Origin of the sequence: Polaromonas sp. (genome assembly GCF_029945895.1) — a bacterium.
GTDB lineage: Bacteria > Pseudomonadota > Gammaproteobacteria > Burkholderiales > Burkholderiaceae_C > Polaromonas.
In genome coordinates this window covers 1-22,026 of the sequence record NZ_JAQSDL010000112.1, presented here as the reverse complement: position 1 = coordinate 22,026, position 22,026 = coordinate 1, and the positions used below count along the sequence as shown (strand labels likewise).

Sequence of the window (22,026 nt, the reverse complement as noted above, 5' to 3'; positions counted from 1 at the left end):
TGGCAACCGCAGGAGAAGCATCCGTGAAGTTTGAACATGTGGGCATGATTGGTTATGGCGAGGTCGGCAAGATTTTCACGGCCGGCCTCAAGGACAAGGTGGCGGGCGTCAGCGCCTGGGACCTCATCTTCGACGTGCCGGCCCTGCGCGACGCGCAGCGCGCCCATGCGGCGCAGGCCGGTGTGGCGGCGTGTGCATCCATGGCAGCCTTGTGCGAGCGGGCCGACCTGATCATCTCGGCAGTCACCGCGTCCAGCACGCTGGCCGTGGCGCAGGCGGCCGCCGCCCACATTCGGCCTGGCGCCGTTTTTCTGGACCTCAATTCCGCTTCCCCGGGCACCAAGCAGCAGGCCGCGGCCCTGATCGACCCCGTGGGTGGGCACTATGTCGAAGCCGGGGTGATGACCTCGGTGCCGCCCTACGGCATCCGGGTGCCGATGCTGCTGGGCGGTGCGCGTGCGGCCGAACTGGCCGGCGTGCTCGCGGCCTGGGGCATGGATGCGAAGGCCGTCAGCGACAAGCTCGGTGTGGCCAGCGCCATCAAGATGTGCCGCAGCGTGATGATCAAGGGCCTGGAGGCGCTGGTGATCGAGAGTTACACCACCGCCCGTGCCTACGGTGTGGAAGACCATGTGTTGCCGACCCTGGCCGAAACCTTTCCGAGCATTGACTGGCAGAAGCAGGGCGCCTATTTTTTCAGCCGCGTGGTGCAGCACGGCCAGCGCCGCGCCGAGGAAATGCGCGAGGCGGCCAACACCGTGCGCGAAGCCGGGCCGGGCTTCGACCCCTTCATGGCGGCGGCGATTGCCGGCAAGCAGCAGTGGGTGGCCGACCAGGCCCGGGCCGGCGTGTTTGCCGGTATCGGCAAGGACGCCCGCTGGCAGGACTATGCGGACCGGCTGCTGGCAGCGAAACCCAAGGCGTCGTCGTAGCTGATCCGGCCCTCAGGCGTAAGGCTTGATCGCCTCGACCACCACCGACTTGACCACCTCGACCGCCATTTTCTGCGTGTCGGTGCTGGCGCGGCGCGAGGAACGCGCCAGCATCAGCTCGCTCATGATGCGCGGGGAGTGGATGCTGCGCAACAGGAAGGGTGCTGGATCATCGACGTTGCTCAGCGTGTAGCTTGGCAACACGGCATGGCCCATGCCTTCCTTGACCAGGCTCAGGATGGCGTTCAGGCCGTCCACTTCCAGCGTGATCTGCGGCTTGCGGCCTATCGTGATCATTTCGCTCTCGATCAGGATGCGAAAAGCGTTGGGGCGGCTGGGCAGGATCAGGGGCAGGTCAGCCACCTCGGCGAGGCTGATGGGTTGGCGCTTGCCGGCCTTGCCTTTTTTTGCGGCGCCGGCCTTGATGCTGGTCCTCGGGGAAATCAGCACCAGCTCTTCGGTGTGCAGCGTCGTGATGTCCAGTTCGGGCGAACGCTCGGAGTTGTAGAGAACGGCCATGTCAAGGTTGCCCACACGCAGGCCCTCGTGCATGAGCACCGAAAAGCCCTCGGTCAGTGTCAGCTGGGCATGCGGCAACTGCTGGCGGAAAGCGCGGGTGAGCGGCACGGTGATCAGTTTGGACAGGCTGGGCGGCAGGCCGATGGACACGCGTCCGGCCAGGGCGCCACGCGCGGCGCCCAGTTCTTCGCGGGCCACCTCCACCTGGTGCAGGATGCCGCGCCCGTGCTTGAGCAGCAGTTTGCCGGCTTCCGTCGGAATGGCGCCGCGCCCGTTGCGGGTCAGCAGGTTCTGCCGCAGTTCCACCTCCAGCAGGCGGATCTGGCGGCTCAGCGCCGGCTGGGCAATGTCCAGCGCAATCGAGGCGCGCGTGAAGCTGCCGAGTTCGGCCACGCGCACAAAATATTCAAGCTGCTTGAGGTCCATGACGGGGAGGGTGGCGAGTTATCCCGGTGTTGTCGTGAGGTTGTCCTGAATGGATATAACAGGCGTCGATCAATGCCGGTATGTTATATCAGCTAGAAACCGCGATGCCTTGGCGGGAGGAAGAGCCGTCGTCACAATCAAGCGCATGACCCTCCACGCTCACCCACTCATTCATTCACGCTGACCGACTGCCATGACGACTGACATCAAGGGCATTTCCTCCATGGCCACCCGACTGGTGCTGGGCGATCTGGTGGCGGCTTTCGAGCAGCAGTCGGGTTGTCGCGTGGCCATCGAGTCGGTGGGCGGGGTTGATGCGGCCAGGCGCGTGCAGGCCGGCGAGGCCTTTGATGTCGTGATTCTGGCGTCTGACGCGATCGACAGGCTGATCGCCTCCGGCCAGGTGCTGGCCGGCAGCCGGGTGGACCTGGTCCGCTCGGGTGTGGCCGTGGCCGTGCGCGCCGGTGCGCCCAGGCCCGACATCTCGACGGAAGATGCGCTGCGTCAGGCCGTACGCGCCGCGCGCAGCATCAGTTACTCGAGCGGGCCCAGTGGCGTGGCGCTGGCCGGCCTGTTCGAGCGCTGGGGCATCGCCGGCGAGATCAAGAGCCGTATCGTGACACCGCCGCCCGGCATTCCGGTTGGTTCGCTGGTGGCGCGCGGCGAGGTCGAGCTGGGCTTTCAGCAACTGAGCGAGTTGATGCACCTCGAAGGCATCACCGTGCTCGGTCCCCTGCCGCCGGCGATCCAGATCATCACCACTTTTTCTGCCGGTGTTTGCAGCGGGACCGGCCAGGCCGAAACCGTGCGCGCCATGCTGGCCTTCATGAACACACCGCAGGCCGCCGAGGCCAAGCGCCGCCAGGGCATGGACCCCGCCGCCTGACAGACACTTCATTGCATCCCCCGGAGACCTTCATGAAAAAATCATTGATCATCGACTGCCACGGCCACTACACCACGGCGCCCAAGGCGCTCGAAGCGTGGCGCAACAGGCAGATCGCCGGCATTCAGGATCCGGCCCTGATGCCCAAGGTGGCTGAGCTGAAGATCAGCGACGACGAGCTGCGCGAGTCGATCGAGACCAACCAGCTGCGCCTGATGAAAGAGCGCGGCAGCGACATCACGCTGTTTTCGCCGCGCGCCAGCTTCATGGCCCACCACATCGGCGACTTCAATGTCTCGTCCACCTGGGCAGCCATCTGCAACGAACTCTGCTACCGCGTCAGCCAGCTCTTTCCTGACCACTTCGTGCCGGTGGCGATGTTGCCGCAGTCACCCGGTGTTGATCCGGCCACCTGCATCCCCGAGCTGGAGAAATGTGTCAAGGACTACGGCAACGTCGGCATCAACCTCAACCCCGATCCTTCCGGCGGGCACTGGACCAGCCCGCCGCTGACCGACAGGCTCTGGTACCCCATCTACGAAAAGATGGTCGAGTACGACCTGCCGGCCATGATCCACGTCTCGACCTCCTGCAACCCGGCCTTTCACACCACCGGCGCGCATTATCTGAACGCGGACACCACAGCCTTCATGCAATTGATCCAGGGCGATCTGTTCAAGGACTTTCCGACCTTGCGCTTTTTGATACCCCACGGCGGCGGCGCCGTGCCCTACCACTGGGGTCGCTTCCGCGGCCTGGCGCAGGAGATGAAGAAGCCGCTCCTGTCCGAGCACCTGATGAACAACGTGTTCTTCGACACCTGCGTCTACCACCAGCCAGGCATCAACCTGCTCAACACCGTGATCCCGGTGAAAAACGTGCTGTTTGCGTCGGAGATGATTGGCGCGGTGCGCGGCATCGACCCGGAAAGTGGCCACTACTACGACGACACCAAGCGCTACATCGAGGCCTCCACCATCCTGAGCGCCGACGACAAGCACCAGATTTACGAAGCCAATACGCGCCGCGTGTTCCCGCGCCTGGACGCGCTGCTCACCTCCAAAGGACTCTGACATGTTTGAACTCGGCGTTGTGTATCGCAACATCCAGCGCGCTGATCGCGCAGCCACCGACCGCATGGCCAGCCTGGGCTCGGCCACGGTGCACGAAGCCATGGGCCGTGTCGGCCTGATGAAAACCTGGATGCGCCCGATTTATCCCGGCGCCCAGATCTCGGGCACCGCGGTAACCGTGCTGCTGCAGCCCGGCGACAACTGGATGATGCATGTGGCGGCCGAGCAGATCCAGCCCGGTGACATCGTTGTGGCGGCCTGCACCACCGACAACACCGACGGTTTTTTCGGCGACCTGCTGGCCACCAGTTTCATGGCGCGCGGCGCGCGCGGCCTCATCATCGACGGTGGTTGCCGTGACGTGAAGACGCTGCAGGAGATGGGCTTTCCGGTGTGGAGCCGCGCCATCAGTTCCAGGGGCACGATCAAGGCGACGCTGGGCTCGGTCAACATCCCGGTGGTGTGTGCCGGCATGAGCGTCAACCCCGGCGATGTGATCGTCGCCGATGACGACGGTGTGGTGGTGGTACCGGCTGCGCTGGCAGCGAAGACGGCCGACGCGGCTGCGGCGCGCGAAGCCAATGAGGGCGAGAAACGCGCCAAACTCGCGTCGGGCATTCTGGGTCTGGACATGTACAACATGCGCGAACCACTGGCCAAGCTTGGCCTGAAATACATCGACTGAAGGCCAATCATGCAAAAACCTGCCACGGGTGACTTCACCAAAACGCCGGGCTGGCTCGACTGGTACGACGGCCCCGCCACACCCCGCTTCAAGCTGCCCCCCGGCGCGGTGGACGCGCACTGCCATGTGTTTGGTCCGGGCGCGCAGTTTCCCTATGCGCCCGAGCGCAAGTACACGCCGTGCGACGCCTCCAGGGACCAGCTGTTTGCCCTGCGCGACCACCTCGGCTTTGACAAGAACGTGATCGTGCAGGCCACCTGCCACGGCAGCGACAACCGCGCGTTGGTCGATGCCCTGCGGCACTCGGACAACAGGGCGCGCGGCGTGGCCACCGTCAAACGCGACGTATCCGACGCCGAGCTCCAGGACATGCATGAAGCCGGTGTGCGCGGCACACGTTTCAACTTTGTCAGGCGCCTGGCCGACTTCACGCCGCGTGAGGTGTTGCTGGAAATTGCCAACCGCATTGCGCCGCTGGGCTGGCATGTGGTGGTGTATTTCGAAGCACAGGACCTGCCCGAGCTGTACGACTTCTTCACTGCGTTGCCGACCACGGTGGTGGTGGACCACATGGGCCGGCCCGATGTGAGCAAGCCCGTGGACGGCCCCGAGTTCGAGCTGTTCGTCAAGATGATGCGCGAGCACGACAACATCTGGAGCAAGGTCAGCTGCCCCGAGCGACTGAGCGTGAGCGGCCCGCCCGCGCTGAACGGCGAGCAGAACGCCTACCGCGACGTGGTGCCCTTTGCCCGGCGCCTGGTCGAGACCTTCTCCGACCGTGTGCTGTGGGGCACCGACTGGCCGCACCCCAACCTGAAAAACCACATGCCCGACGATGGCCTGCTGGTGGACTACATTCCCCATATCGCCCCCACGCCCGCGTTGCAGCAAAAGTTGCTGGTGGACAATCCGACCCGGCTTTACTGGAGCTGACCTGCCGTCAGGCGCAACCACTGGTCAAAGAGAAACCATCATGTCACTCGAAAAACCCTACCTTGATGTCCCCGGCACCACCATTTTTGATGCCGAACAATCCCGCCTGGGCTACCACCTGAACCAGTTCTGCATGTCGCTGATGAAGGCCGCCAACCGCGAACGCTTCAAGGCCGACGAACGCGCCTACCTCGATGAGTGGCCGATGACCGAGGAGCAGAAGCAGGCGGTGCTGGCGCGTGACCTGAACCGGTGCATCAAGGCCGGCGGCAACATCTACTTCCTGGCCAAGATAGGCGCGACCGACGGCAAGAGCTTCCAGCAGATGGCAGGCAGCATGACCGGCATGACCGAAGAGGAATACCGCGACATGATGATTGGCGGTGGCCGTTCCGTTGAAGGCAACCGCGTGGTCGGTGAAGACGGAACCGCGCAGGCCCAGCACCAACCCCAAGGCAAAGCCGGCGCAACACGGAATTCATGAACATGGCCAAAATCACCGCATCCGTTTACACCTCCCACGTGCCCGCCATCGGCGCGGCCCTTGACCTGGGCAAAAGCGGCGAGCCTTACTGGCAGCCCGTGTTCAAGGGGTACGACTTCTCCAAACAGTGGCTGGCAGAGAACAAGCCCGACGTGATTTTTCTGGTCTACAACGACCACGCCACGGCGTTCAGTCTGGAGATGATTCCGACCTTCGCCATCGGCACGGCGGCCGAGTTCACGCCGGCCGACGAGGGCTGGGGCCCGCGCCCGGTGCCCAAGGTCATCGGCCACCCCGAACTGGCCGCGCACATTGCGCAGTCGGTGATCCAGCAGGACTTCGACCTCACCATCGTCAACAAGATGGACGTGGACCATGGCCTGACCGTGCCGCTGTCGCTGATGTGTGGCCAGCCGCAGGCCTGGCCCTGCCCGGTGATTCCGTTTGCCGTCAACGTGGTGCAGTACCCGGTGCCGTCCGGCCGGCGCTGTTTCGAGCTGGGCAAGGCCATCCGCAAGGCGGTGGAGAGTTTTGACAAGCCGCTGAAGGTGCAGATCTGGGGCACCGGCGGCATGAGTCACCAGCTGCAGGGCCCGCGTGCCGGCCTGATCAACAAGGAATTTGACAACGCTTTTCTCGACCAGCTGATCGCCGACCCCGAGGGTCTGGCGTCCAAGCCGCACATCGACTATGTGCGTGAAGCCGGCTCGGAGGGTATCGAGCTGGTGATGTGGCTGATCGCTCGTGGTGCCATGTCCGACGTGGCCTGCGGCCCGGCGCCCAAAGTTGCGCACCGCTTTTACCATGTGCCCGCCAGCAATACGGCGGTGGGCCATTTGATTCTGGAGAACAAATAATGCCCCCACGTTCATATTCATTCACTGCCCCCCGAGGGGGCGTTCGCCTCCTTGAGACGGCTCAGCGGAGTCTCAAATGAAAACCATCAAAGTCGCATTGGCAGGCGCCGGTGCCTTCGGCATCAAACACCTGGACGGCATCAAGAACATCGCCGGCGTGGAAGTTGTCTCGCTGATCAGCCGCGACCTCGAGAAGACCAAAGAGATCGCTGCCAAATACGGCATCGCCCACGTCAGCACCGACCTCGCCGACAGCCTGGCGCTCAAAGAGGTGGACGCGGTCATCCTGTGCACACCGACGCAGATGCACGCCGAACAGTCGATTGCCTGCATGAAGGCCGGCAAACACGTGCAGGTCGAAATTCCGCTGGCCGATACGCTCAAGGGCGCGCAAGAGGTGGTGGCCCTGCAAAAGCAGACCGGTCTGGTCGCCATGTGTGGCCACACGCGCCGCTTCAACCCCAGCCACCAGTATGTGCACAAGGAAATTGCGGCAGGGCGCTTCAACATCCAGCAGATGGATGTGCAGACCTATTTCTTCCGCCGCAGCAACATGAACGCACTGGGCCAGCCGCGCAGCTGGACCGACCACCTGCTGTGGCACCACGCGGCCCACACGGTGGATCTGTTCGCGTACCAGTGCGGCAGCCCCATCGTGAAAGCCAATGCCATCCAGGGGCCGATTCATCCGGGGCTGGGTATCGCGATGGACATGAGCATCCAGCTCAAGGCGGCCAACGGCGCCATCTGCACCCTGAGCCTGTCCTTCAACAACGATGGGCCGCTGGGCACCTTTTTCCGCTACATCGGTGACAGCGCCACCTACCTTGCGCGTTACGACGACCTCTTCAACGGCAAGGAAGAAAAAATCGATGTCAGCAAGGTCGATGTGTCCATGAACGGCATCGAGCTGCAGGACCGCGAGTTTTTTGCCGCCATCCGCGAAGGCCGCGAGCCCAATTCCAGTGTCGGCAAAGTGTTGCCGTGTTACCAGGTGCTGCACGACCTGGAACAGCAACTGAACAGCCATTGAACAGAAACTGAACAGAGACCATGGCACTTCCTGTCCGCAAGATCGGTCCCTTCGACGTCTCGGCCATTGGCCTGGGCTGCATGAACCTGAGCCACGCCTACGGCACGCCGCCGTCGGCCGAGCAGGGCGAGCGCGTCTTGCTGGCCGCGCTGGATGCCGGCGTCACGCTGTTCGATACCGCGGCGCTGTACGGCTTTGGCGCCAATGAAACCCTGATTGGCAGGGTGCTCTCAAAACACCGCAGCCGCTTCACGCTGGCCAGCAAGGGCGGCATGGCCGGCGTGCAGTTCGACGACGGTATCAAGCGCGTCATCGACGGCCGGCCCGAGACCATTCGCAAGAACTGCGAAGACAGCCTGCAGCGCCTGCAGACCGATGTGATCGACCTCTACTACCTGCACCGCTGGGACAAGCAAGTGCCGATCGAAGACAGCGTGGGCGCCATGGCGGAACTGGTACGCGCAGGCAAGGTGCGCAGCATCGGCCTGTCCGAAGTGTCGGCCAGCACGCTGCGCAAGGCCCATGCGGTGCACCCGATTGCGGCCGTGCAGACCGAGTATTCGCTGTGGACGCGCAACCCCGAGATCGCCGTGCTCGACGCCTGCCGTGAGCTGGGCGCGGCCTTTGTCGCCTTCAGCCCGGTGGCGCGCGGCTTCCTGTGTGACGCGCTGCACGATGTCGGCACCTTGCTGCCCAAGGACATCCGCAGCGCCATGCCGCGTTTTGCCCCTGACAATTACGCAGCCAACCTGAAGCTGCTGCCGCCCTACAAGGCGCTGGCGCAGGAGGCGGGCTGCACGCCGGCCCAACTCGCCCTGGCCTGGCTGCTGCACAAGGCGCCGCACATCATCCCGATTCCCGGCACCGGCAGTGTGGACCATCTGCACGACGACCTGGGCGCGCTGGAGGTGTCTCTCGATGCCGGCCTCCTGGGCAGGCTGGACGCACTGATCAACCAGCACACCGTGACCGGCAAGCGATACAGCGCGCAAAGCGCCAGTGAAGTCGACACCGAGGAATTTGCCGCCTGAGCGGACCCGGATGAACGGCTGGATTGCTATGGTATTCATAGCTGTTGGCGTACGTCTGATAAGGGCTGGAGGCCAAAAAGGCTTGTAAACACCATGAAAAAAGCCGCAACCCGTCAAAACGGGATGCGGCTTTTTTTTTGCCGGGCCTTGCGGCCTTGCGGCTCTGAGGCCCTGAACCTTACAGCGTGTCGATGAAGCTGCGCAGCTTGTCCGAACGCGACGGGTGCTTGAGCTTGCGCAAGGCCTTGGCTTCGATCTGGCGGATGCGTTCACGTGTCACGTCGAACTGCTTGCCGACTTCTTCCAGCGTGTGGTCGGTGGACATCTCGATGCCGAAACGCATGCGCAGCACTTTGGCTTCGCGCGGCGTCAGGCTGTCGAGGATGTCTTTCACGACATCGCGCAGGCCGGCCTGCATCGCAGCTTCCAGCGGTGCGGTGTTGGCGCTGTCCTCGATGAAGTCGCCGAGGTGCGAATCGTCGTCGTCGCCGATCGGTGTTTCCATCGAGATCGGCTCTTTCGCGATCTTCATGATCTTGCGGATCTTGTCCTCGGGAATCTCCATCTTCTCGGCCAGGATGCTGGCGTCGGGCTCGAAGCCGAACTCCTGCAAGTGCTGGCGCGACAGGCGGTTCATCTTGTTGATCGTTTCGATCATGTGCACCGGAATACGAATGGTGCGCGCCTGATCGGCGATGGAGCGCGTGATCGCCTGGCGAATCCACCAGGTCGCGTAGGTCGAGAATTTATAGCCGCGGCGGTATTCGAACTTGTCGACGGCCTTCATCAGACCGATGTTGCCTTCCTGGATCAGGTCCAGGAACTGCAGGCCGCGATTGGTGTACTTCTTGGCGATCGAGATCACCAGGCGCAGGTTGGCCTCGATCATCTCTTTCTTGGCGTCGCGCGAGTTGGTCTCGCCTTCGTTCATGCGCTTGTTGATGTCCTTGAGCTGGGCCAGCGGGACAACCACGCGGGCCTGCAGTTCACCGAGCTTGGTCTGCAGTTCCTGGATGGGCGGAATGTTGCGCGCCATGATGACGGACCAGGGCTTGCCGGAAGCCACCTGTTTCTCGACCCATTTGAGGTTGAGCAGGTTGGGCGGGAAGTCCTTGATGAAAACTTCCTGCGGCATGCCGCATTTCTCGACGATGATGCGGCGCAGCTCGCGCTCTTTCTTGCGCACGTCCAGCACCTGGCCGCGCAGCAGGTCGCACAGTTTTTCGATCGTCTTGGCGGTGAAACGCACCGTCATGAGCTCGTCGCTCAGGGCCTTCTGCGCCTTGGTGTAGGTGGGTGTGCCCCAGCCTTCCTTGTCGTAGGTCTTGTGGACTTTCTCGAACAGGGAGGCAATGGTGTCGAAGCGGCTCAGCGCTTCCTTTTTCAGTTCTTCGAGCTTTTTGGTCAGCGCCTTGGAACCGCCCTTGCCGTCGTCGTCGTCTTCCTCGTCGAATTCGTCAAAGTCTTCCTCGGCCACGTAGTCGTCGGCTTCGTTGGGGTTGGAAAAACCGTCGACCACGGTGGAGATGACCACCTTGCCTTCGCGGATGTCTTCACCCAGGCGCAGGATCTCGGCAATCGTGGCCGGGCTTTCGGAGATGGCTTCCATCATCTTCATCAAGCCGCCTTCGATGCGCTTGGCGATCTCGATCTCGCCTTCGCGCGTGAGCAGCTCGACCGTGCCCATTTCACGCATGTACATGCGCACCGGGTCGGTCGTGCGGCCGAACTCGCTGTCCACGGTGGACAGGGCGGCTTCAGCGGCTTCCTCGGCTTCCTCTTCGCTCGAGCCGGCCGGCGCGTTGGCGGTGATCAGCAGGGTTTCCGCATCGGGCGTCTGCTCGTACACGGCCACACCCAGGTCGTTCAGGGTAACGATGACGGCCTCAAGCGTTTCAGCGTCGATCAGCTTGTCGGGGAGGTGATCGGAGATCTCGCCGTGCGTCAGGTAGCCACGGGTCTTGCCGAGCTTGATCAGCGCCTTCAGCCGGGCCCGGCGCTTGGCCATGTCTTCTTCGGACAGCACGGTTTCGTCCAGGCCGAATTCCTTCATCAAGGCGCGTTCTTTGGCCTTGCTGATCTTCATGCGCAGCGGCTTGACCTTTTCGGTGGTTTCCACCACCGGTTCACCGACCAGATCGTCTTCGATGTCGGACATGTCCTCGTCGCCGTCACCCTTGATGGCCACCTTGGGCTTGCGGCCGCGCTTGGCGCCGCCGGCTTCCACCGCGGCAGCGGGGTTTTTCGGCGGGCGACCCGGTTTCTTTTTCACGGGCACGTCGGCGCCGACTGCGGTCGGGGTGACCTTCAGCTCGGCTTCTTTTTTGGCAGCAGGTTTGGCGGTGGAGGCAGGAGACTTGGTCGGCACAGGGGGCACTTTCTTGACAGGCTTTTCAGATTTCAGGGGCGCTTTGGGCGCTGCGGCTTTTTTGCCGGGAACTGTTCTGGAGATGGCGGTTTTTGCGGGTTTTTCAAGCTTGCTGGCAGTCTTGCTGACCGGCGGTCGGGCTGCAGGTTTGGCTGCGGCTTTGGACTTGGGCACGGCTTTGGCGGACTTGCTGGGCTTTTGAGCAGGCATGGCGAACTCCCGGTATGAAACTTCCTTCAACAGACTGGGTTCCCGGCACCGGCGGAACCGGGGCACAGGCACAAAAAATGCCCGGGCTGGGCATTCAGGGGCTTTGAGGAGCCCCCAGGCAAGTTGTTTGGGCGAACATTTGGTGTGCAGTCCTTGCGGAGAAATTGCCCTCAACCAGTGCGGTCCCGTTCTTGCGGGGGGCGGTTGCCGGAGGTGCTGCTGTCGCGCTTGCCGTAGCGGAAAATCGGATTATACCCTGTTGCCTCATTTTTGGGCAACAAAAATGAACCTGAATCAGCTATTTTTCAGCAGGCCGGACAAGGCTTCGTAACGCTGCCTGGCCGCCGGGTCGGCCAGCACCCGGGGCAGCAAATCGACCATTTCCTGCTGGCGTTTGAGCTTGAGGAGCTGGTCGAGGATGGCGCGCACCTCGTTCCAGTCGCACTCGATGCCGTCCAGGAGCTGGGCGATCTGGTCAATCGCGTGTTTTTCGTGCGGGTGCTCGCGCAGGCCCTCACGCAGCGCCGCCCAGGGCTGCGGCCCGTGTTCGTGCAGCTGGCTCTCCAGCCAGACAAACAGCGGGCCGTGCGGCGCTGGCAGCTCCGACAGCAGCACGTGTTCTTCCCCGCTGAGCTTGTCCCAGCTTTGTGGTTCGGTCAGCATCAGGCGCAGTACCCGGTCTTCCCGGCCGGCTGGCAACACCCGCCCGGCGATGCGCCGTGGCGGGCGGCTGGCGCCGGAACCGGAGCCGAAGCTGCGGGCGCTGGACCCGCCCGCCGCAGGCAGGGCGGGCAGCGAGGCGGCATACGCGCCTTCATCGTGCAGGTCGGCAAAATTGCCGGAAAACTCTTCAAAGTGCGGCGCACCGCCCGATGTTTCAGGTGTTTTAGGCCGCTGGCCCTTGCCCGGTATGCGCGAGCTGCTATTGTTTTTATAGTCCCGGGCGTTCGCAGGCTGCCAGATCTGCAGCAGTTCGCGGCTGTCGATCAGCACGCTGTCGGCAATCTCGGCCAGCAGCTGGTGCTTGAGCGTGCCGTCTGGGAGCAGGCTCCACAAGGGGCGCGCATTGCTGGCCATGTGGGCGCGGCCTTCAGCGGTGTCCAGGTCGCAGCCTTCGCCGGCGGCTTCGAGCATGAACTTGCTCAGCGGCACGGCCTTGGCGACATAGGCGGCAAACCCTTCCTGGCCGTGCTCGCGGATGTAGCTGTCGGGGTCGTGTTCCTGGGGCAGGAACAGGAACTTGACGCTGCGCACGTCGCTGGCAAAGGGCAGGGCGGCGTCCAGCGCCTTGCGCGCGGCTCGGCGGCCGGCGCTGTCGCCGTCAAAGCTGAAAACCACCGAATCAGTGAAGCGGAAGAGCTTCTGCACATGGTCGGCGGTGCAGGCGGTGCCCAGGGTGGCGACCGCGTTGGCAAAACCGAGCTGCGCCAGTGCCACCACGTCCATGTAGCCCTCGGTGACCAGCGCGTAACCGTGTTCGCGCAGGGCGGTGCGCGCCTCGAACAGGCCATAAAGCTCGCGACCCTTGCTGAACACCGGGGTTTCCGGCGAGTTCAGGTACTTGGGTTTTTCGTCGCCCAGCACACGGCCGCCGAAACCGATGCATTCGCCCTTGACGTTGCGGATCGGAAACATGATGCGGTCGCGGAAGCGGTCGTAACGCTTGGCTTCGCCCTGCGGATTTTCCTCGCCCGGCTCGCCGGTGATGACCAGGCCGCTTTCCACCAGCAGCGGGTCGTTGTAGTCGGGGAACACGCTCGCCAGGGCGCGCCAGCCTTCGGGCGCGTAACCGAGGCCGAAGGTCTTGGCAATCTCGCCCGACAGGCCGCGCCCCTTGAGGTAGTCGATGGCGCGCGGCGCGTTGCGCAGATGCTTGATGTAGGCGATGCCGGCTTTTTCCAGCACCGATGTCAGCGTGGCCTGCTGCTCGCGTTGCTGGGCGGCGCGGGCGCGCTCCTGCGGCGAGACGTCGTCTTCGGGCACTTGCAGGCCGTACTGCTGGGCCAGGTCCTTCACGGCTTCGACAAAGGTCATGCCGCCGTGGTCCATCAAAAAGCTGATGGCATTGCCGTTTTTGCCGCAACCGAAGCAGTGGTAGAACTGCTTGGACGGGCTGACGCTGAAGGAGGGCGATTTTTCGCCGTGGAAGGGGCACAGCCCCATGAAATTGGCGCCGCCCTTCTTGAGCTGCACATAACGCCCGACGATGTCCACCACGTCGGCGCGCGCCAGCAGTTCCTGGATGAATGATTGGGGAATGGCCACGGCTGTATTGTGCCTCCAGCGTCGGACGTGAGGCGGGTCAAGGGCCGGACGCCAGGCTGCGGCTACCATGGCTGTACAGTCCGCCAACCCCGAGGAGATTTTGATGCCCAGCATTTTTGACCAGGACCTGCCCCGCAGCGAGGCGAACTACGCCGCGCTGTCGCCGCTGTCATTCATCGAACGCAGCGCCGAGGTCTACCCGGACCGGCTGGCGGTGGTGCATGGCGGTCTGCGCCGCAGCTGGTCCGAGGTCTTCACACGCTGCCGGCAACTGGCCAGTGCGCTGCAGCAGCGCGGCATCGGCAAGGGCGACACGGTGGCCGTGATGCTGCCCAACACCCCGCCCATGGTGGAGGCGCATTTCGGCATTCCGGTGCTGGGTGCGGTGCTCAATGCGCTGAACACCCGTCTCGACCCCGAAACCATTGCCTTCATGCTGGACCACGGCGAGGCAAAAGTGGTCATCGTTGATTCCGAGTTCGCCGGCGTCATGAAAAAAGCGCTGGCCCTGCGCCAGTCGGGCGCGCCGCTGCTGGTCATCGACGTGGAAGACGCGCTCTACACCGGGCCGGTCGAGCGTATCGGCAGCATCGCTTACGACGAGTTTCTGGCCAGCGGAGACGCGGGTTTTGCCTGGCGCCAGCCCGACGACGAATGGGACGCGATTGCGCTGAACTACACCAGCGGTACCACCGGCAACCCCAAGGGCGTGGTTTACCACCACCGCGGCGCGGCGCTCAATGCGGTGTCCAACATCCTCGAATGGGACATGCCCAAACACGCGGTCTACCTGTGGACGCTGCCGATGTTTCACTGCAACGGCTGGTGTTTCCCGTGGACGGTGGCGGCACGCGCCGGTGTCAATGTGTGCCTGCGTCGGGTTGAGCCGCAGGCGATTTTTGACGCGATCCGCCAGCATGGCGTGACGCATTACTGCGGCGCGCCCATCGTGCACGGCCTGCTGGTCAACTCGCCGGCCAGCATGAAGCAGGGCCTGCCGCGCGGCGTCAAGGCCATGGTGGCCGGTGCGGCGCCGCCGGCGTCCATGATCGAGGGCATGGAGGCGCTCGGGTTTGACCTCACCCATGTCTACGGCCTGACCGAGGTCTACGGCCCGGCCACGGTGTGCGCGGCGCAGGACGGCTGGGAGCTGCTTGACATCGGCGAGCGCGCGCGCCTCAACGCGCGCCAGGGCGTGCGTTACCACCTGGAGCGGGATGTGCGGGTTCTCGATTCGCAGACCCTGCAGCCGGTGCCGCAAGACGGCGAGACCATGGGCGAGATCATGTTCCGCGGCAACATCGCGATGAAGGGTTACCTGAAGAACCCCAAAGCGACCGAAGAGGCTTTTGCCGGGGGCTGGTTCCACAGCGGCGACCTGGCGGTGATGTACCCCGACGGCTACATCAAGATCAAGGACCGCAGCAAGGATGTGATCATCTCGGGCGGCGAGAACATCTCCTCGATCGAGGTCGAGGACGTGCTGTACCGCCACCCCGACGTGCTGGCCGCCGCCGTGGTGGCCAAGCCCGACGAACGCTGGGGCGAAACCCCCTGCGCCTTTGTCGAGCTCAAGGCCGGGGCGACGGCGACCAAGGAGGATATCGTGGCGCACTGCAAGAAGCACCTGGCCGGCTTCAAGGTGCCGCGCGCGGTGGTGTTCGGTGAGTTGCCCAAGACGAGCACCGGCAAGATCCAGAAGTTCGAGCTGCGCAAGCTGGCCGGATCGGCGGCGGCGATTGACGTATGACCGGGCCGAACTGCTACTTTAACAATAGCAGCTTGCGCTTGTCTGGCAAGGGTTTTGGCGCTTTTTTACTGACTGACGGGCCGCTGCCATGACCCCCGGACCCCAGGCCGCCTACGTGATCCGCCACCCCGGCGCCTTTGCGCTGCGCGTGTTGCTGGGCTTTCGCGCCAACCAGGGCCTGCTGCTGGCGGGGGCGGTCGCGTATTACGCCTTGCTGTCGATTGTGCCGCTGCTGATCCTGATGGCGATTGCGCTGTCGCATGTGATCGACCAGTCGGCGCTGCTGGAGGCGCTGGGGCGCTACATCGGCTGGCTGGCGCCGGGCCAGGCTGACTTCATCGTGGGCGAGCTGGAAAACTTTCTCGCCCATCGCGAGCTGATGGGCTGGGTGCTGCTGGCCACCATGCTGTTTTTCAGCTCGCTGGCCTTTACGGTGCTGGAAAACGCGATGTCGGTGATTTTTCTGCACCGCGTGGCGATACGGCGCCGCCGTTTCCTGGTGTCCGCGTTGCTGCCTTACGTCTACATCCTGTGCCTGGGTGTGGGCCTGCTGCTGGTGACGCTTGTTTCCGGCAGCTTTCAGGCCCTGGGCGACCAGAGCCTGGAGTTTCTGGGCTACAGCTGGTCGCTCAGCGGTTTTTCGGGCGTGTTGCTCTACCTGCTGGGCCTGGCCGGCGAGATTTTTGTGCTGACCTCGGTCTACATGGTGATGCCGGTCGGCAAGCTGTCGTGGCGGCACGCGCTGATTGGCGGCATCACGGCGGCGCTGCTGTGGGAAGTGACGCGCCATCTGCTGGTCTGGTACTTTGGCACCTTGTCACAGGTTGGCCTGGTGTACGGCTCGCTGACCACGGCCATCATTGTCCTGCTGAGCCTGGAGTTGGCCGCGACGCTGCTGTTGCTGGGCGCGCAGGTGATTTCGGAGTACGAACGCATAGGCACCGGCAAGCAGGACGCACCGGCCGAGCCGATGCGGACCAGCGCGCTACCAAAAAAATAGCTGCTTGCGACCGTCAGGCAAGGGCTGTAGCCACTTTTTGTTATCAGTCGCCCATCACCACGCCTTCACGGCGCGGGTCGGCGCCGCCCAGCCACAACGGCGTGCCGTGCGCCTGGCCGCGGGTGATCGCCTGCAGGCCGCTGGTCATGGCCATCTCGCGCACTTCAGCACCGCGGGCTTTCAGCGCGTCGACGGTGGCCGGCGCAAAGCGCTTTTCCTCCAGCAGGGTCGGGCCATTGAGCGAGGCGAAGTTGGGCAGGTTGATGGCCTGCTGCGGCATCAGGCCCCAGTTCAACACGCCGTACAGCGTCTTGGCGGTGTAGTGGATGATCAGCGCGCCGCCCGGGCTGCCGCCGCTCATCACCAGCTGGCCGGTGGCCTTGTCGAACACCAGGGTGGGCGCCATCGACGAACGCGGGCGCTTGCCCGGCTGCACGCGGTTGGCCACGGGCTTGCCATCGGCATCGGTGGGCGCGAAGCTGAAGTCGGTCAGTTCGTTGTTCAGCAAAAAGCCCCTGACCATCTGGCGTGCGCCGAAGGCGTCTTCGATGGTGGTGGTCATCGCAATCGCATTGCCGAATGAATCGACGATGCTGATGTGCGAGGTACCGTATTCGGGCTGCTCGGGCATGGGGGCATAGGCCAGGCGTGTGCCGCCCGGGGTGCCGGGCTTGGCGACCTTCATGCTTTGTCCGCCGGGCTGGGTGGTGATCAGCTTGGCGCGTTCGGCCAGGTAGGCGGGGTCCAGCAGGCTCATCCAGTTGCCCGCAGGCGGCTGCACGAAGTCGGGGTCAGCCAGGTACTGCGCGCGGTCGGCAAAGGCCAGGCGCGAGGCTTCGGTGTACAGGTGCAGCCAGTCGGCAGAAGGCGTAGGCGCGGGCGTTGTCCCGTCGCCGCCCGTGCCGGTGACCAGGCCCAGCGTGGCAGCGGGCGTGTTGTTCAGGATGCCCAGGATCTGCCCGACCGCAATCGCGCCCGAGCTGGGCGGCGGCATGCCGCAGATGCGGTAGTCGCGCGCCTGCGCGCGGTAGTCGTGGCAGATCGGCTCGCGTTTTCTGGCCTGGTAGCCGGCCAGGTCGGCCAGGCTCAATTTGCCGGGGTTGGTCGGGTGGCTTTGTACCTTGCTCACGATGGCCTGGGCGACGTCGCCTTCGAGCAGGGCCCTGGAGCCACCGGCGGCGATTTTTTTCAGCACATCGGCCAGCGGCTGGTTGCGCAGGGTGCTGCCGGCGGCCAGCGGTTCGCCATTGGGCTGGTAAAAGTAAGCGGCGGCGACCGGGTCTTTTTTCAGGTGCGGCTCGGTTTTCAGCAGGGTGGCCAGCCGTGCACTGACCTTGAAGCCGCCTTCGGCCAGGGTGATGGCCGGCACAAACAGCTGCGCCCAGGGCAGCTTGCCGTATTGTTGGTGCGCCATCTCCAGCATGCGCACCGTGCCCGGCACGCCGACCGAGCGGCCGCCCACCACGCCGTCGATGAAGGCCAAGGGTTTGCCGTCGGCACCGATGAAGAGTTTTTCGTCGGCGGCAGCCGGCGCGGTTTCGCGGCCGTCAAAAGCCTCGACCTTGCCGCCGCTGGCATGCAGCAGGAACGCGCCGCCGCCTATGCCGCTCGATTGCGGCTCGACCAGCGTGAGCACCATCTGCACGGCAATCGCCGCGTCGATCGCCGAGCCGCCGGCCTTGAGCACCTGGTAGCCGGCATCGGTGGCCAGCGGGTTGGCGGCAGCGACGGCGAATTTGCTGGTTGCCCAACCGGGTTTTTCGGTGTAGCCGGAAGCGCCTTCGGGTTGTGCCGGCACGCTGTAGGCAAAGGGCGGTGCCGTGGCGCAGCCGGCCACCAGCAGGGCGGCAGACAGGGCCAGGCCAGCAAGCGGTGACGGGAAAGCGGGGCGCTTGAACGTGAACGCATGTGCGATGGTTTTCATGGCTTCTCCAGTGGGGGAAGGCGCCATGGTAAACCCAAGCCCGGTGGGGCGGAGCCGGGTCAGCTCCGGTGGGGAGGCCGATTTTGTAAGCAGCAGAAAAAAAGGCCGGTCTGCCTGGATTAACAGTCAGATCGGCCTTCAGTCCATACAGGGCGGGCGCAAAAAGCTATCAATACGATAGCATGCGGGAGAGGCTTAGCGCGGTGCCAGGCGGATCGCGCCGTCCAGACGGATCACTTCGCCATTGAGCATGTCGTTTTCAAAGATGTGCTGCGCGAGCTTGGCGTAGTCCTGCGGCGTGCCCAGGCGGCTGGGGAAAGGCACAGAGGCGGCCAGCGAGTCCTGCACTTCCTGGGGCATGCCGAACATCATGGGGGTGCCGAAGATGCCGGGCGCAATCGTCATGTTGCGGATGCCATTGCGCGCCAGGTCGCGCGCGATCGGCAAGGTCATGCCGACAATGCCGCCCTTGGAGGCGCTGTAGGCGGCCTGGCCGATCTGGCCGTCGTAGGCCGCGACGGAAGCGGTGGAGATCATCACGCCGCGCTCGCCGGTGGCTTCGGGCTCGTTTTTGCACATAGCGTCGGCGGCCAGGCGGATCATGTTGAAGCTGCCGATCAGGTTGACCGTGATGGTTTTGCTGAACACGCCCAGGTTGTGTGCGCCGTTTTTGCCGACGGTTTTTTCGGCCGGTGCAATGCCGGCGCAGTTGACCAGGCCCATGAGCTTGCCCATGGACACGGCCTTGGCGACCACCGCCTGGCCGTCGGCTTCCTGGCTCACGTCGCACGTGACGAAGGCGCCGCCGATGTCTTTGGCGATGGCTTCGCCTTTTTCAACCTGCATGTCGGCAATCACGACCTTGCCGCCCTTGGCCGCCAGCATGCGTGCCGTGCCTTCGCCGAGACCCGATGCGCCGCCGGTGACGATGAATACTTTGCCTGCGATGTCCATGAGATGTTCCTTGGGGAAATGATGAGGGGGAGGGTGTTGCGGAGTTGACGTTAACGTCAACGTCAATGGCAATTATCACGCATAACAATCGCGCATAAAAAAGCCCGGCGGGCCGGGCTTTTTCTTTCCTGAAGACGGGCCAGCTTATTTGTAGCCGACGCGGTCCAGCATCTGCTGCACCTTCACCTGGTTGGCACCGACGGTGCTGATCGGGATGGTCTCGGACTTGAAGCTGCCGCCCGACATGGCCTGCAGGGCCGGGTTGCTGACCTTCACACCCGCGACGACGGGCCACTCGTTGTTGCCGTTGGCAAAGTAGTTCTGCGCGTCGGGGCTGGCCAGGTACTCCATGAATTTCACTGCATTGGCGCTGTTCTTGGCGTTTTTGGCAACGGCCGCGCCGGCAATGTTCACATGGGTGCCCCAGGACTGCTGGTTGGGAAACACCACGCCGACCCTGTCGGCGATGGCCTTGTCTTCCGGCGCGGAAGACCGCAGGATGCGCGCGAGGTAGTAGCTGTTGGTGATCGCGATGCCGCATTCGCCGCTGGCCACGCCCTTGATCTGGTCGGTGTCGCCGCCCTTGGGTGGGCGGGCCATGTTGGCCACCATGCCCTTGAGCCATTCTTCGGCCTTGATGGCGCCCAGGTGCTCGGTCACGGCGCCGAACAGCGACAGGTTGTAGGGGTGCGAGCCCGAACGGGTGCACAGCAGGCCCTTGTTTTTCGGGTCGGCGAGTTCTTCGTAGGTGTCGACGTCGGCTTTTTTCACCTTGAGCTTGTCATAAACGATGAGGCGGGCGCGTGTCGAAAAGCCGAACCAGGTCGTGCCTTCCGGCGTGGCCTGGGCACGCAGCTGCGCCGGAATCGCCTTTTCCAGCAGGGGCGACTTGATCGGCTGGAACAGGCCTTCGCTGTCGCCTTTGGCCAGCCGCGCGGCGTCCACCAGCAAGATCACGTCGGCCGGGGAGGCTGCGCCTTCGGCCTTCAGGCGCGCGAGGATGCCGGCATCGTCGGCGTCCACGCGGTTGATCTTGATACCGGTTGTTTTGGTGAAATTGCTGTAAAGCGCCTCATCGGTCTGGTAGTGGCGGGCAGAATACAGGTTGACCACCTGTTCCTGCGCGCTGACGCCGCCTGCGCCGCCCATCAGAGTGGCAGCCACAGCCAGGGTGGCCAGAATCGGGGATTTTTTCAACATGGTGTTCGCTGTGAAGGTTGGAATGCAAGTCAGTGTAATACAAACGCGAATTATTCTCAATAGCTTTGCGATCATGAAAACTTTGGCGAGCCGGGCGGCGGTCTGGCTGCGGCGCCGGGGGGTACTGGCTGCGGTTGCCGCCGGGCTCGCCATGCTGGCGGGTTGCGCCGGCCTGCCCACAGGCCCGGCTGGTCCGGAGGCGCCGGTGAGCGGGACTGCGGCCCAGCGCCCGCTGCGTATCGGCCTGGCGCTGGGTGGCGGGGCCGCACGCGGTTTTGCCCATGTGGGCGTGATTGCGGTGCTGGAAGAGGCCGGCATCCGGCCCTCCGTGGTGGTGGGCACCTCGGCCGGCAGCCTGGTCGCAGCGCTGTATGCCAGCGGCAAAAACAGCGCACAGCTGCAGCAGACGGCCCTGGCCATGGAAGAGGTCGCGATCACCGACTGGATGCTGCCGATTTTTGGCCGCGGCATGTTTCGGGGCGAGGCCCTGAGCCGTTATGTGAACGATCTGGTGGCGGGCCGGCTGATGGAAAACATGGCCATTCCGCTGGGCATCGTGGCGACGGACCTGGGCAGCGGCCAGCCGGTACTGTTCCGGCGCGGCGACACCGGCATGGCCGTGCGCGCGTCGAGCGCCGTGCCGGCGGTGTTTGTGCCGGTCAAAATCAATGGTCGCGAGTATGTGGACGGCGGCCTGGTCTCGCCGGTGCCGGTGCGTTTTGCGCGCCAGATGGGCGCCGAGCTGGTGATCGCCGTCGATATCTCCAATCCGCCTGAAGCCAACACGGCCGACGGCACGCTGCAGATCCTGCTGCAGACCTTTGCCATCATGGGCAAAAGCATCAACCAGTACGAGTTGAAGGATGCCGATGTAGTGGTGCAGCCCTCGCAGGTGGGCCTCAAAAGCGCCGACTTCTCGGCCCGGCAAAGGGCCATCGATGCCGGTCGCGCGGCGATGCAGGCGGCGCTGCCTGCGCTGCGGGCCAGGATGGACACCTTGCGCACCGCGGCCCGGTGATGCTCTGTTTTTGATAGCTTCTTGCGCACTACCAGCAAGGGCTGGAGGCTTTTTTTGCCAAAAAAAAGCCTGATCTTGCGATCAGGCTTTGAAGGGGTCCGTGAAACTTGATTTCTGGAAGGACCCGAGGAGACAACCGGTGGGAACTTTGCTCCGACAATGACTTATCGGCAGCAAGCCCCGGAATCTGTAGGGTTTGAGTTTTTCAAACCCCGCTTGAACCAGCTGGCGGCTCGGCCAGCGAATTCAAGCCCTGTTCATTAACGCTTTTTGGAAGCGGTCTTGGTGGCGTTCACGGCAGTGTTGGTCACGGCGGTGAGGTTGGCTTCGGCCATGTCGCTGGCTTGTTTGACGGCCTTCTGGACCGACTCGAAAGCGTTGGTGGCGGCAGCCACGGCGCTTTTCATCACAGCCACAGCGGACTCGGAACCGGCCGGCGCGTTTTTGGCGGCGCTGTCAACCAGACCCATGAATTTGG

At 63.9% G+C, this 22,026-nt stretch carries 18 protein-coding genes and 1 pseudogene; 12 read left to right on the top strand and 7 right to left on the bottom strand.

What is annotated here, in order from left to right; translation table 11 throughout:
* Positions 1-23: 23 nt before the first annotated feature.
* Complete coding sequence (locus PSV33_RS17730) at positions 24-932, top strand: NAD(P)-dependent oxidoreductase (protein WP_300563767.1); 909 nt, start codon at positions 24-26, stop codon at positions 930-932.
* Positions 933-944: 12 nt separating this feature from the next.
* Here PSV33_RS17730 and PSV33_RS17725 read toward each other — a convergent pair whose 3' ends face one another.
* Positions 945-1,877, bottom strand: a complete 933-nt coding sequence (locus PSV33_RS17725) for a LysR substrate-binding domain-containing protein (protein WP_300563766.1) — start codon at positions 1,875-1,877, stop codon at positions 945-947.
* A 193-nt stretch (positions 1,878-2,070) separates the two neighbouring features.
* On the opposite strand from PSV33_RS17725, the gene PSV33_RS17720 reads away from it, so the two are divergent.
* The 8 genes from PSV33_RS17720 (at position 2,071) to PSV33_RS17685 (ending at position 8,859) form a co-directional block, all read left to right on the top strand.
* A complete protein-coding gene (locus PSV33_RS17720; protein WP_300563764.1) occupies positions 2,071-2,763 on the top strand; it encodes a substrate-binding domain-containing protein in 693 nt (230 codons plus the stop codon).
* Positions 2,764-2,807: 44 nt separating this feature from the next.
* A complete protein-coding gene (locus tag PSV33_RS17715; protein WP_300563905.1) occupies positions 2,808-3,836 on the top strand; it encodes an amidohydrolase family protein in 1,029 nt (342 codons plus the stop codon).
* A gap of 1 nt (position 3,837) precedes the next feature.
* Positions 3,838-4,521: a 4-carboxy-4-hydroxy-2-oxoadipate aldolase/oxaloacetate decarboxylase gene (gene ligK, locus PSV33_RS17710; RefSeq protein ID WP_300563762.1), complete on the top strand. Its 684-nt coding sequence runs from the start codon at positions 3,838-3,840 to the stop codon at positions 4,519-4,521.
* A gap of 9 nt (positions 4,522-4,530) precedes the next feature.
* Positions 4,531-5,454 (top strand): amidohydrolase family protein, encoded by a 924-nt coding sequence (locus PSV33_RS17705; RefSeq protein ID WP_300563761.1) that lies wholly within the window; start codon positions 4,531-4,533, stop codon positions 5,452-5,454.
* A 40-nt stretch (positions 5,455-5,494) separates the two neighbouring features.
* On the top strand, positions 5,495-5,938 hold the full coding sequence (ligA, locus tag PSV33_RS17700) for a protocatechuate 4,5-dioxygenase subunit alpha (protein WP_300563759.1): 444 nt from the start codon (positions 5,495-5,497) through the stop codon (positions 5,936-5,938).
* 2 nt (positions 5,939-5,940) lie between these two features.
* Positions 5,941-6,795 carry a class III extradiol dioxygenase subunit beta gene (locus PSV33_RS17695; RefSeq protein WP_300563757.1) on the top strand — a complete coding sequence of 285 codons (855 nt, stop codon included), beginning with the start codon at positions 5,941-5,943 and terminating at the stop codon, positions 6,793-6,795.
* Positions 6,796-6,871: 76 nt separating this feature from the next.
* Positions 6,872-7,828, top strand: a complete 957-nt coding sequence (locus PSV33_RS17690) for a Gfo/Idh/MocA family oxidoreductase (protein WP_300563755.1) — start codon at positions 6,872-6,874, stop codon at positions 7,826-7,828.
* A gap of 20 nt (positions 7,829-7,848) precedes the next feature.
* Complete coding sequence (locus PSV33_RS17685; protein ID WP_300563753.1) at positions 7,849-8,859, top strand: aldo/keto reductase; 1,011 nt, start codon at positions 7,849-7,851, stop codon at positions 8,857-8,859.
* Positions 8,860-9,037: 178 nt separating this feature from the next.
* Here the strand turns inward: PSV33_RS17685 and rpoD are convergent, their stop codons facing one another.
* Together rpoD and dnaG are read right to left on the bottom strand one after the other, a co-directional pair.
* Positions 9,038-11,437, bottom strand: a complete 2,400-nt coding sequence (rpoD, locus tag PSV33_RS17680; protein ID WP_300563751.1) for an RNA polymerase sigma factor RpoD — start codon at positions 11,435-11,437, stop codon at positions 9,038-9,040.
* Between the two features lie 294 nt (positions 11,438-11,731).
* Complete coding sequence (dnaG, locus tag PSV33_RS17675) at positions 11,732-13,702, bottom strand: DNA primase (RefSeq protein ID WP_300563749.1); 1,971 nt, start codon at positions 13,700-13,702, stop codon at positions 11,732-11,734.
* A gap of 103 nt (positions 13,703-13,805) precedes the next feature.
* Between dnaG and PSV33_RS17670 the strand changes: the two genes are divergently transcribed.
* On the top strand, positions 13,806-15,452 hold the full coding sequence (locus tag PSV33_RS17670; protein ID WP_300563747.1) for an acyl-CoA synthetase: 1,647 nt from the start codon (positions 13,806-13,808) through the stop codon (positions 15,450-15,452).
* A gap of 88 nt (positions 15,453-15,540) precedes the next feature.
* Positions 15,541-16,452, top strand: coding sequence for a YihY/virulence factor BrkB family protein (locus PSV33_RS17665; RefSeq protein WP_300563745.1), 912 nt, complete (start codon positions 15,541-15,543; stop codon positions 16,450-16,452).
* Positions 16,453-16,495: 43 nt separating this feature from the next.
* On the opposite strand, the gene PSV33_RS17660 is transcribed toward PSV33_RS17665, so the two are convergent.
* The 3 genes from PSV33_RS17660 to PSV33_RS17650 all read right to left on the bottom strand — a co-directional run bounded on the left by PSV33_RS17660 (position 16,496) and on the right by PSV33_RS17650 (position 20,530).
* Positions 16,496-18,376, bottom strand: a complete 1,881-nt coding sequence (locus tag PSV33_RS17660; protein ID WP_300563743.1) for a gamma-glutamyltransferase family protein — start codon at positions 18,374-18,376, stop codon at positions 16,496-16,498.
* Positions 18,377-18,571: 195 nt separating this feature from the next.
* Entirely contained in the window at positions 18,572-19,330 is a 759-nt protein-coding gene (locus PSV33_RS17655) for a 3-hydroxyacyl-CoA dehydrogenase (RefSeq protein WP_300563741.1), read from the bottom strand.
* Positions 19,331-19,474: 144 nt separating this feature from the next.
* Positions 19,475-20,530: an extracellular solute-binding protein gene (locus PSV33_RS17650; protein ID WP_300563739.1), complete on the bottom strand. Its 1,056-nt coding sequence runs from the start codon at positions 20,528-20,530 to the stop codon at positions 19,475-19,477.
* Between the two features lie 73 nt (positions 20,531-20,603).
* On the opposite strand from PSV33_RS17650, the gene PSV33_RS17645 reads away from it, so the two are divergent.
* Positions 20,604-21,548 carry a patatin-like phospholipase family protein gene (locus PSV33_RS17645; protein ID WP_300563737.1) on the top strand — a complete coding sequence of 315 codons (945 nt, stop codon included), beginning with the start codon at positions 20,604-20,606 and terminating at the stop codon, positions 21,546-21,548.
* A 260-nt stretch (positions 21,549-21,808) separates the two neighbouring features.
* On the opposite strand, the pseudogene PSV33_RS17640 reads toward PSV33_RS17645, so the two are convergent.
* Positions 21,809-22,026 (bottom strand): annotated as a pseudogene (locus PSV33_RS17640) (phasin family protein); the annotation flags it as partial.

Coding starts and splice junctions, on each gene's coding strand:
- PSV33_RS17645 (WP_300563737.1), top strand. CDS start 20,604: ATGAAAACTTTGGCGAGCCGGGCGGCGGTCTGGCTGCGGCGCCGGGGG.
- ligK (WP_300563762.1), top strand. CDS start 3,838: ATGTTTGAACTCGGCGTTGTGTATCGCAACATCCAGCGCGCTGATCGC.
- PSV33_RS17685 (WP_300563753.1), top strand. CDS start 7,849: ATGGCACTTCCTGTCCGCAAGATCGGTCCCTTCGACGTCTCGGCCATT.
- rpoD (WP_300563751.1), bottom strand. CDS start 11,437: ATGCCTGCTCAAAAGCCCAGCAAGTCCGCCAAAGCCGTGCCCAAGTCC.
- PSV33_RS17670 (WP_300563747.1), top strand. CDS start 13,806: ATGCCCAGCATTTTTGACCAGGACCTGCCCCGCAGCGAGGCGAACTAC.
- PSV33_RS17655 (WP_300563741.1), bottom strand. CDS start 19,330: ATGGACATCGCAGGCAAAGTATTCATCGTCACCGGCGGCGCATCGGGT.
- PSV33_RS17695 (WP_300563757.1), top strand. CDS start 5,941: ATGGCCAAAATCACCGCATCCGTTTACACCTCCCACGTGCCCGCCATC.
- PSV33_RS17650 (WP_300563739.1), bottom strand. CDS start 20,530: ATGTTGAAAAAATCCCCGATTCTGGCCACCCTGGCTGTGGCTGCCACT.
- PSV33_RS17705 (WP_300563761.1), top strand. CDS start 4,531: ATGCAAAAACCTGCCACGGGTGACTTCACCAAAACGCCGGGCTGGCTC.
- PSV33_RS17665 (WP_300563745.1), top strand. CDS start 15,541: ATGACCCCCGGACCCCAGGCCGCCTACGTGATCCGCCACCCCGGCGCC.
- PSV33_RS17720 (WP_300563764.1), top strand. CDS start 2,071: ATGACGACTGACATCAAGGGCATTTCCTCCATGGCCACCCGACTGGTG.
- PSV33_RS17660 (WP_300563743.1), bottom strand. CDS start 18,376: ATGAAAACCATCGCACATGCGTTCACGTTCAAGCGCCCCGCTTTCCCG.
- ligA (WP_300563759.1), top strand. CDS start 5,495: ATGTCACTCGAAAAACCCTACCTTGATGTCCCCGGCACCACCATTTTT.
- PSV33_RS17725 (WP_300563766.1), bottom strand. CDS start 1,877: ATGGACCTCAAGCAGCTTGAATATTTTGTGCGCGTGGCCGAACTCGGC.
- PSV33_RS17690 (WP_300563755.1), top strand. CDS start 6,872: ATGAAAACCATCAAAGTCGCATTGGCAGGCGCCGGTGCCTTCGGCATC.